We start from the raw sequence: 5,483 nt of genomic DNA, 5'->3' as shown, positions 1-5,483 counted from the left end.
TCCTCCATTTACACTTTTAACTACTCCGGCTTCTTTAGCCATCATATTCTCCTTATTGTTTATAGTATTTGAAATTTTGAATGAATTATATAAATTTTAAAAGGGCTTGTCTATTGTACTGGGGTACAGTGCGAGGAACTATTTAGCACATATCATAAATATCATACCAATCAACATGTATATCTTAGTGTCTTAATATATAGTATAAATATAGCAATTATGGCTTTTTAAAATATAATATCACTTTTATACATATTGAAAATCATTATATATTTCTATATAATTACTCAAATATTTTAAAAGGAGTTTAAATGCAGAGAAAAATCGTGCTTAGCCTCGCTTTGGTCAGCGTTTTGGCCGCCGCACAAGACGAAGTAGGGCTAAAATCGCTAGAAGGCGTAACCGTCACGGCGCAAAGATCGTCTCAAAGCGTAGACGAGATAAGCAAAAGCGTCTCGGTAGTAGATAAAGAGACGATAGAAAGAAAGCTCGGCAAAAGCGTACCGGACTTAATTGGCGAGGCGCCGGGAGTTTCAATCGTAAACGAAGGCATAGACTCAGGCACCGTAAACGTGCGAGGTTTTAGTTCGTCTGATTACCGCGTGCCGATGTTCGTAGATGGACTTAGATTTAGAGGTAGGCCGGCGTTTGAGTATTCGATATTTACGCCCGATCAAATCGAAAGGATAGAGATAATAAGAGGCCCTGCTAGCACGCTTTACGGCACGGATGCCTTTGGCGGCATAGTAAATTTAGTCACCAAAAGAGCTAGCGGGGACGTGCACGGCGACTGGGCGCTATCTGATACGTATCTAAGCACCCAATATCAAAGCGCGAACAAAGGCGTGCAAAGCCGCTTGCAACTCGGCGTAGTCGGACACGGGTTTGACGCATTGCTGGGCTTAAACTACAAACACGGCAAGGACTACGACACTCCGGCGGGCAAAATCCCAAATACAAGGTATAACTACCGAAGCCTTGATTTTAAAGGCGGATATAGCTTTGCCGATTTTCACAGGCTTGAGCTCGTAACTAGATACACCGAGTCCGAGCGCGGCGTAGTCGGTACGGCGGTCGGCGCTCCCGGAACGGCAAACACAAGAGGTTTTCAAAAGTACATAAAAGAAGCGCCTCTTAGAGAAAAATACGTAGCGCTAAACTACGAAGGCAACATAAACGACAAATTTATATTAGATTCTAGCTTGTATTACAGAGAGCTTTACACACACCTAAATATAAGGCCCTACATCGGCTCGTTTTCGCCTAGACAAGTCGATAACTACGTAAACGGTCCGAAGGTCTACGGCGGCAAATTTATCGGTAAATTTATAGGCGACAACCTAACCCAAACCTACGGCGTGGATTTTTATTACGAGGACTGGGATAGCGTGTATCAAAGCGTAAACAAAGGCCCTAGCGTACGCAACAGGCTAAGAACCAAACAGCTTGACGTCGCTGGGTTTGGATTGCTTGAATACGCGTTTAGTAACGATGCGATTTTAAGCGCAAATTTACGCTACGACCGCATAAAAACGTCCTTTGATATGGATAGCTCGATGAGCCCCGCCGTAAAAGCCCTATACGAAAACGCCAACGATAGAAAAGACGGCAGAGCCAGCTACGGCCTGGGACTTATTTATCCCGTCGTCGGAGGACTTGAGTTTGTGGGTAATTTCTCGACTTCGTTTAGGGCTCCTATGAGCGGCGAGGTTGCTCCGATACTTACGTTTTCAGGCAGCGAGGCGTATCTGCCAAACCCTGATCTAAATATCGAAAAAGGCGTTACCTACGAGGCCGGGCTTCGCTATACGGATAAAGCGCTTAGATCGAATTTGATATTTTACACGGGAGATTATAAAGACCTTATCGTCGAGCGAAACTGGCAAAGCGGCGGCGTGACCTACTATCAGTCGCAAAACGTAAATAGAGCCAAGATAAGCGGAGCGGAATTTGACCTCGCTTATAAAATTTTATCAAATTTAGAGTTTAAAACAAATCTCGCCTACACTCGCGGCAAAAATAAACAAACCGGCAAACCGCTTCCGGAGATCGCTCCGCTTAGCGGACGCGTGGCCGTTTCTTATTCGCCGGAGTTTTTTGCAAATTCTTACATAGAGTATAGCGGCGACTGGGCGGCGAGAAAGACACGCATAGACGATAGCGTAGAGCGCGAGCGAGCGGGATATTTCGTGCATAACCTATACTTTGGCAAGAGCCTTGGCAAACTAGGCTTCTTAAAAGATTTTAGCCTGAATTTCGACGTCGAAAATATCTTTGACAAAGAATACGCCCCAAGCCTAAGCTACGAGCTAATCAGCCAGCCTAGAAGCGCTAGCAACCCGCTCATAAATCCGGGCAGAAATTTCAAACTAGGCTTTAAGGCTAGCTTTTAAAATTTAAATTTGCCGAGCGGGTTTTAAACCGGCCCGCTCAAAAGCCCTAAAAATTTACAAATTTAAGGATCAAATTTGAGAAAAATAATACCCGCTTTATTGCTACTAGGCGCGACGCTGGGCGCGCTTGAATTTACCGATCAAAACGGCAATAAGCTTCGCTTCGACCGCTCCGTTAAGAGTGTAGCGCTGTTTCCGGTACCGCTAGCCTCGTTTTCTCTTAGTGTCGAAAATAACGTATCTCGCCTAGCCTCCGTCCATCCGATGGCCAAGAAAAACATCGAGCGCGGAATGCTCGGAAAAATGATCAAAGGCGCGGCTAGTATCCCCGCAGGCGGTATAGGAGAGGATTTTACCCCAAATATCGAGGAGCTACTAAAACTATCGCCCGATCTTGTCGTGCAGTGGGGCATGAGAGGCGAAAAGATCATCGAGCCGCTGCGAAAAGTAGGGCTAAACGTAGCTTTGGTAAATTTAAGCGGCACGGAGGAAGATCCGCTTTTTTGGTTTGGGATGCTGGGTAAAATTTACGAAAAAGAGCAAAAGGCGGAGCAAATTTTACAAAACAGAGCCGAGGTAAGAGCTAAGATCGAAAATTTCGTAAAAGGGCTTAGCAAAAAACCGAAGGTTCTTTTTATATTTGGCAGAGATAAAAGCTACGAGGCAGCTGGCGGCGGGACGTATTTTGACTACGAGATAAAGCTAAGCGGCGGAGTAAATGCGGCGAATTTCGGGGGATTTAGAATTTTAAATAAAGAAGAAATTCTCGCGCAAAATCCGGACGTTATCTTACTTAGCAACTTTGACGAGCTAACGCCGCGGGACTTTTTTAGCGACAAAATTTTAAAAAACGTAAAGGCCGTCAAGCAAAAAGCCGTCTATAAAATGCCTCTGGGAGGCGATATGTGGGAGCCGCCTACGGGCGAATCGCACCTGGGCTGGGCATGGTTTAGCGTGCTGTTTTCGGGGCAGGCGCATATAAATTTAAAAGACGAGATGAAAAAGAGCTACAAGTTGCTCTATGGCTACGATCTAAATGACGATGAGATAGCTCAAATTTTACGCTTCGACCTAAACGGAGAGAGCAAATTTTACGAGCTTTTTAGATAATGAAAAAATATCTGTTTTTATCGCTTTTTCTAGCCTTTGCGGTCGTTTTTTCGCTGCTTGCGGGTAGGATTTCGCTTGAGGGGCTAATTGACTATTATCAAAACGACGAAGAGACGCTTTACGCTTTGGTATTCGACCTGCGCCTACCAAGGCTGATAGCGGCGTTTTTGATAGGCGCTAGCCTTAGCGCGGCGGGCGTGATATTTCAGGCGATGTTTGCAAACCCTTTGGTAAGCCCAAATATCTTGGGAGTAGGTAGCGGAGCGGGATTTGGAGCGGTAGTTTGCATTTTAGCCTTCGGTAGTCCCGTGGCCACGCAAATAGGCGCTTTCGTTTTCGGCTTTTTAGCCGTCATGATAGCTTACGCCCTGGGCGTTTTGGCAAACAAAAACTCAAAGCTCATGCTGGTGCTTGCGGGCATTATCACGGGAGCGATATTTGAGACGCTGATCTCCGTCGTCAAATACGTCGCCGATACGCAAGAAAAGCTGCCTAGTATCGTATATTGGCTGATGGGAAGCCTAAGCGCCATCTCATGGAGCGACGTAGCAGCGCTTGCTCCCGTTTGCGTTAGCGGGCTTGTGCTTTTGAGCCTAATGGGCTGGAAGCTAAACATTTTATCCTTAGGCGGCGAACATGCAAGTATTTTGGGCGAGAGTAAATTTTTAGGCTTTATCTTTATCGTACTTGCTACTCTGATAACGGCCGCAAGCGTAGCTATCGCCGGTATCATCGGCTGGGTAGGGCTTTTGATGCCGCATGTTACGAGGCTGATTTACGGCCCCGATAACTCGCAGCTAGTTCCGATTTCGGCGATTTTAGGCGGGATATTTTTGATGCTAACCGACGTCGCGGCTAGAAGCGTGAGCTCGGCTGAAATCCCGCTAAGTATCCTAACCGCGCTTATAGGCGCTCCTATGATCGGCGTCATCATCGTTAAAAAAGGCAAAAGATGGTCTTAAGCGTAGAAAATTTAAGCTTTTCATACGAGCACAAGCAAATTTTGCAAAATTTGAGCCTTAGCCTAAAAAGCGGCGAAACGCTTGCGATTTTGGGCCCAAACGGCATAGGCAAATCTACGTTTTTAAAGATTATTTTAGGGCTTTTAAAGGCAAAAGGCGGTCAAATTCTGATCGATGGCCGCGATCATGCCTCTCTTGGCGGCAAAGAACGTGCCAAACTCGTAGGATACGTGCCTCAAAGCGAAAATATCGCTTTTAGCTTTAAGGTAAAAGATCTGATTTTAATGGGCGTAAACGCAAACGTCGGTATGTTTTCAAGGCCGAGCGCGAAGGATAGGGCGATGGCCGAGGAAGCCGCAAGCATAGCGGGCGTTAGCGAGTATTTAAATTTAAACGTAGACGAACTAAGCGGCGGAATGATGCAACTGGCGCTTATAGCTCGCTCGCTAGTACTACGGCCTAAAATTCTCGTCATGGACGAGCCTACGTCATACCTCGACGTCTTTCATCAAAATGCCGTTTTAAGCCTAATCAAAAGGCTAAATAGCGAGCAAAAAACCTGCGTGATCTTTACCTCGCATCATCCCGATCACGCGCTCGCGGCGGCGGATAAAACCTTGCTATTAAACGGTCCCTTAGGATATGAATTCGGCGCAACAGATCAAATTTTAAAGGACGAAAATTTAACGAAACTCTTCGGTATAGATTTTATAAATTTAAACGTCGAAGATAAAAGGAGGTTGCTGGTTAGGTGGAATATCGATTAATTATAGAGTGCTTAGGTCTTTATAATAGCTTTTACCAGGCCATAAGCCATAAAAACTATTATTAGGTGTTTGTAAATTTATACAAAAATAGACAAATAGGTCATTTTACATAGATTAAAAAGACAAACACTTATAAAAATTTAATAACAAGAAAGAATATCCCAAAGGAATTTCCTTTGGGATTAAAAGTATAGATATTAAAGTACGTGTATTTGATCTTGAACTTCGATTGTAGTTGTACCACTAGTATA

4 protein-coding genes are annotated in these 5,483 nt (G+C 44.8%); all 4 read left to right on the top strand.

Annotated elements, in window-relative coordinates:
* Positions 1-311 precede the first annotated feature (311 nt).
* Positions 312-2,393 (top strand): TonB-dependent receptor, encoded by a 2,082-nt coding sequence (locus CVS93_RS09705; RefSeq protein WP_107687461.1) that lies wholly within the window; start codon positions 312-314, stop codon positions 2,391-2,393.
* Positions 2,394-2,468: 75 nt separating this feature from the next.
* A complete protein-coding gene (locus tag CVS93_RS09700; protein WP_107687460.1) occupies positions 2,469-3,503 on the top strand; it encodes an ABC transporter substrate-binding protein in 1,035 nt (344 codons plus the stop codon).
* A complete protein-coding gene (locus CVS93_RS09695; RefSeq protein WP_107687459.1) occupies positions 3,503-4,465 on the top strand; it encodes a FecCD family ABC transporter permease in 963 nt (320 codons plus the stop codon). Before CVS93_RS09700 ends, CVS93_RS09695 begins: the two co-directional genes overlap by 1 nt.
* Positions 4,456-5,232 carry an ABC transporter ATP-binding protein gene (locus tag CVS93_RS09690; RefSeq protein ID WP_107687458.1) on the top strand — a complete coding sequence of 259 codons (777 nt, stop codon included), beginning with the start codon at positions 4,456-4,458 and terminating at the stop codon, positions 5,230-5,232. Before CVS93_RS09695 ends, CVS93_RS09690 begins: the two co-directional genes overlap by 10 nt.
* The last annotated feature ends 251 nt before the right edge of the window (positions 5,233-5,483 follow it).

The organism is Campylobacter concisus, from assembly GCF_003048535.1.
Classification (GTDB): domain Bacteria; phylum Campylobacterota; class Campylobacteria; order Campylobacterales; family Campylobacteraceae; genus Campylobacter_A; species Campylobacter_A concisus_S.
The sequence above is the reverse complement of the archived record's forward strand: the minus strand, read 5'-3'. Positions and strand labels throughout refer to the sequence as shown.

What these genes read in the sequence shown, in the direction of transcription:
- CVS93_RS09705 (WP_107687461.1), top strand. Translation starts at nt 312, where the DNA reads ATGCAGAGAAAAATCGTGCTTAGCCTCGCTTTGGTCAGCGTTTTGGCC.
- CVS93_RS09695 (WP_107687459.1), top strand. Translation starts at nt 3,503, where the DNA reads ATGAAAAAATATCTGTTTTTATCGCTTTTTCTAGCCTTTGCGGTCGTT.
- CVS93_RS09690 (WP_107687458.1), top strand. Translation starts at nt 4,456, where the DNA reads ATGGTCTTAAGCGTAGAAAATTTAAGCTTTTCATACGAGCACAAGCAA.